General features: G+C 65.6%; 6 protein-coding genes. 3 read left to right on the forward strand and 3 right to left on the reverse strand.

The window, feature by feature from the left end; all coding sequences use genetic code 11:
• From rplM to glmM, 3 genes are all read left to right on the forward strand, one after another.
• On the forward strand, positions 1–365 hold a 365-nt coding region (rplM, locus tag AC5RW2_RS40690; protein WP_494075272.1), incomplete at its 5' end, for a 50S ribosomal protein L13.
• Positions 366–402: 37 nt separating this feature from the next.
• On the forward strand, positions 403–900 hold the full coding sequence (gene rpsI / locus AC5RW2_RS40695; protein WP_494030152.1) for a 30S ribosomal protein S9: 498 nt from the start codon (positions 403–405) through the stop codon (positions 898–900).
• Positions 901–1,035: 135 nt separating this feature from the next.
• Positions 1,036–2,409: a phosphoglucosamine mutase gene (glmM, locus tag AC5RW2_RS40700; protein WP_494030153.1), complete on the forward strand. Its 1,374-nt coding sequence runs from the start codon at positions 1,036–1,038 to the stop codon at positions 2,407–2,409.
• An 82-nt stretch (positions 2,410–2,491) separates the two neighbouring features.
• Here glmM and mscL read toward each other — a convergent pair whose 3' ends face one another.
• The 3 genes from mscL to coaA form a co-directional block, all read right to left on the reverse strand.
• Positions 2,492–2,881, reverse strand: coding sequence for a large conductance mechanosensitive channel protein MscL (gene mscL / locus AC5RW2_RS40705; RefSeq protein ID WP_494030154.1), 390 nt, complete (start codon positions 2,879–2,881; stop codon positions 2,492–2,494).
• 64 nt (positions 2,882–2,945) lie between these two features.
• Positions 2,946–3,782 (reverse strand): M15 family metallopeptidase, encoded by an 837-nt coding sequence (locus AC5RW2_RS40710; RefSeq protein ID WP_494030155.1) that lies wholly within the window; start codon positions 3,780–3,782, stop codon positions 2,946–2,948.
• A 91-nt stretch (positions 3,783–3,873) separates the two neighbouring features.
• The coding region (coaA, locus tag AC5RW2_RS40715; protein ID WP_494075273.1) for a type I pantothenate kinase at positions 3,874–4,445 on the reverse strand (572 nt) is incomplete at its 5' end.

Below are 4,445 nucleotides of genomic sequence, written 5' to 3' on the forward strand. Positions count from 1 at the left end.
GTCTTGCCAGCCAGACCGCAACACTGCTGCGCGGAAAGCACAAGCCGACCTTTGCTCCCCACATGGACATGGGCGATTTCGTCATCATCATCAACGCCGACAAGGTGGCCCTGACCGGCGCTAAGCTTGAGCAGAAGCGCGCCTACCGCCACTCCGGTTACCCAGGCGGCCTCAAGTCCGCCAGCTACGCAGAGCTGCTGGAGAAGAACCCGGTCCGCGCGGTCGAGAAGGCCATCAAGGGCATGCTCCCGAAGAACTCCCTGGCTGCCCAGCAGCTGTCCAAGCTGAAGGTCTACGCGGGCGCAGAGCACCCGCACGCTGCCCAGCAGCCGAAGACCTTCGAAATCACCCAGGTCGCCCAGTAGTCCTGGCCACCAACAGAAAACGTATTCAAGGAGAATCGTGGCTCAGAACACTGAAGAGCTGAATGACAACACCGAGGGGCTGACCAGCTACACCTCGGAGACCCCGGAGTCCGCTCCGACCGTCGTCAAGGAACGGCCCGCCCTGACGGTGCCCGGCTCCGCCGTTGGCCGCCGCAAGCAGGCGATCGCCCGCGTGCGCGTTGTCCCCGGCACCGGCAACTGGACGATCAACGGCCGCGAACTGGCCAACTACTTCCCGAACAAGCTGCACCAGCAGGAAGTCAACGAGCCCTTCAAGATTCTTGAACTTGAAGGTGCCTACGACGTGATCGCCCGCATCGTCGGCGGGGGCCCGTCCGGCCAGGCCGGCGCCCTTCGCCTGGGCGTCGCCCGCGCGCTGAACGAGATCGACCGGGACAACAACCGTCCCGCCCTGAAGAAGGCCGGCTTCCTGACCCGTGACGCCCGCGTCATCGAGCGTAAGAAGGCCGGTCTGAAGAAGGCACGCAAGGCGCCTCAGTACTCCAAGCGCTGATTCGATTCCTCGAATCACCGTTGCCTTGGGACCCGTCTGGAACACCATTTCGGTGGGCCGGACGGGTCCTTTGTTTAACCTGCTGCTCCGGCCCGCGGTCGGGGCAGCTGTTTTCGTCACTTAGGATGTATGCCGATGACTAGATTGTTTGGGACCGATGGCGTCCGAGGACTTGCAAATGGATTGATCACGGCGGAGCTGTCGCTCCAGCTCGCCCAGGCGGCCGCCGTGGTCCTGGGCCACCGGCAGGTGGCCGAGGGCGTGCGCCCCAGAGCGGTGATCGCCCGGGATCCGCGCATCAGCGGTGAATTCATCGGCGCCGCTGTCAGCGCCGGGCTCGCCAGCTGCGGTGTCGATGTGTACGACGCCGGCGTGCTGCCGACACCTGCGGCCGCCTACCTGGTGGGGGACCTCGATGCGGATTTCGGCGTAATGATCTCCGCGTCCCACAATCCTGCACCGGACAACGGCATCAAGTTCCTGGCGCGCGGCGGGCAGAAGCTGGACGACGCGCTGGAAGACGCGATCGAGGCGGAGATGGCGGAGCCGAGCCCACGGCCCACCGGCGGCGATGTGGGACGGATCCAGCGTTTCGCGGACGCCGAGGACCGTTACATCGTGCATTTGCTGCAGACCCTGCCCCACCGCCTTGACGGTCTCCGGATCGTCCTCGACTGTGCGCACGGCGCAGCCAGCGGCTGCTCGCCCCAGGTGTTCGCGGACGCTGGCGCGGAGGTGATCGTCATGGGAGCCAATCCGGACGGCCTCAACATCAACGACGGCGTCGGTTCAACGCACCTGGATCAGCTGCAGACGGCCGTCGTCGAGCACGGCGCGGACCTGGGCATTGCGCACGACGGCGACGCCGACCGCTGCCTGGCGGTCGACCATGAGGGAAATATCGTCGATGGGGACCAGATCATGGCGATCATGGCCTTGGCCATGGCCTCCGCCGGCAAGCTGAAGGACAACGTGCTGGTGGCTACGGTCATGAGCAATCTTGGGCTCAAACTGGCGCTGAAGGACGCGGGCATCAGCATCCTCGAAACCGGTGTGGGGGACCGCTACGTCCTGGAAGCCATGCGCGCGGCGGACTACAGCCTGGGCGGCGAGCAATCCGGCCACGTGATTTTCTCCGACTACGCCACGACCGGCGACGGAGTGCTGACCGGCCTGCAGCTGGCTGCGCAGGTAGCGAAGGCGGGCCGCCCGCTGGCTGAACTGGCTGCCGTCATGACCAAGCTTCCGCAGGTCCTCATCAACGTCAGGGACGTGGACAAGGCCAGCGCCGGGATCAATGCGGCAGTGCAGGACGCCGTTGAACAGGCCAAAGCCACGCTCGGGGAAAACGGACGCGTGCTGCTGCGGCCTTCCGGCACCGAGCCGCTGGTCCGGGTGATGGTGGAGGCAACAGACATGTCCATTGCCCGCGCCATCGCCGAACAACTGGCGGAAACGGTGCGGGTCCAGCTGGCCCTGGTACCGGAGCTGGAGCAGGAATCCGCCTGAGCGGACTGCCCGAGGCATACCCAGAAGAGCGGCCCGTCCCGGAATGACCGGGGGCGGGCCGCTTTTTCGGTAGGGCGTGGGGTCATTGCTGCCGCGCGCGCAGAGCGTCGCGGATCTCGGTCAGCAGGACGGTCTGTTCGTTGGCCTCTTCGGCTGCTTCTTCCTCTGGCCTCTTGAAGCGCTCCATCAGGTGCTTCATCGGCAGGACCAGGGCGAAATAGACGGCGAGGGCAATCAGGAGGAAGTTCAGGACAGCCTGGAGCACCGATCCGATGGAGAACTCCGCCCCGTTGAGGGTGAAGTTGCCGACGGAGGAGATATCCGGCTGCCCGAAGATGGCGGCGACCAGCGGCATGATGATGCCATCGACCAGCGCCGTGACGACTGCGGTGAACGCAGTACCCATGACCACCGCGATGGCCAGATCCATGACGTTGCCTCGGAGGATGAACTCTTTGAATCCACTTAGCATGGGAGCAGACTACAGCGGTACATATGCATTTGCAGCGATTTTTCCGCCGGGTATTCGTTGACTTTCAGCGATAACCAGGTGCCGCCGGCAGACCGAAATACTCCTCGAGGGTGTGAAATCCGCGGTTCTGCATGTCCGTGGCAACCTCGACGCCGACATACCGCAAGTGCCACGGCTCGGCGTAGAAGCCGGTGATGCCGTGGAAGCCGAGCTGATACCGGACGATGAACCCGAAACGGTGGGCATTGGCTGCGGCCCACTGCCCGGCAGGCTGCTCCGCGAAGCAGGGCAGCAGGGTGCACGCGCCGTCCGCCTGGGCAAGATCCAGGGCAAGGCCCGTCTGGTGTTCGGAGAAACCGGGCCGGGCCGACGCGGTATCCGCATCCGCCATGTTTCCGCCGTTCTGTTCCACCCAGTGGGCGTAGGTGCCTGCCTGGTAAGTGTAGGAGCGAAAGGCACTGGCCACGACCAGTTGCACGCCGTCCGCGGCGGCCGCGGTGAACATGCTTTCGACGGCGGCGGCCACCTGGGCGCGCAGCGCGCTGCTGCCGGGGGCGGTGCTCGGCACGTTGGGAACGACGAGGTCGGCCGGCTCGTAGTCGATCGGGTCCAGTGCGCGGGTTTTGTTCACGACGACGTCGATGGCGTTCGGGTCCGAGTGTCGGTCCGTGGCCCCTCCGAGGGCGTCGGCCGAAGGCGCATTGGCCGAGGGGACGCTGGCCGAGGGGACGCCGGCCGGCGGAATGCCGGTGAGCGGAGCAGTCGCGGGAGCAACGGGCAGGGCTGGAGCGGACGGCGAGGGGCTGGCCTGAGACGGTGCGGACAACGTGGACGCAGCAATGCCGGCCGGAACCGGCTGATCCGACGGGGCCGAGCAGCCGGCCATTAGCAGAGCGGACACCGCAAGGAAAGCTGTGGCACCCAGCCGGGCTGCCGCCGTCGTAAGTCCGGTTCTTGTTCTGTCCCCCAACAGATCCCCCAATGTCTTGATGTCAGGTCTTCCGCAGCAGCATCCGGCGGATGGTGTGGTCCGCGTCCTTGGTGAGCACCAGCTGGGCGCGGCCGCGGGTGGGCAGGACGTTCTCTTTGAGGTTCGGCTCGTTGATCCGGCGCCAGATATCAAGGGCCGTCATCCGTGCCTCCTCGTCCGTCAGGTCCGCATACCGGTGGAAATAAGATTCCGGCTGCGCGAACGCGGAGTAGCGCAGGGACTGGAACCGCTGTACGTACCATTCTTCAATGTAGGCGGTCTTGGCGTCCACATAAATGGAGAAGTCGAAAAAGTCGCTCAGCGCCAGCCCCGACCTCCCATCCGCACGCGGCCGGGCGGGAGCCAGTACATTCAGGCCCTCGACGATCAACACGTCGGGATGGCGGACCACTACCTCCTCGCCCGGGAGGATGTCGTAGGTCAGGTGCGAATAGCGCGGCGCCCGGACCTCCTGGGCCCCGCTCTTGACTTCGCTGACAAAGCGGAGGAGGCGGCGCCGGTCGTAGGACTCCGGGAAGCCTTTGCGCTGCAGCAGGCCGCGGCGCTCCAGCTCCGCGTTGGGGAAGAGGAAAC

The organism is Arthrobacter sp. B0316-1-20, from assembly GCF_059091865.1.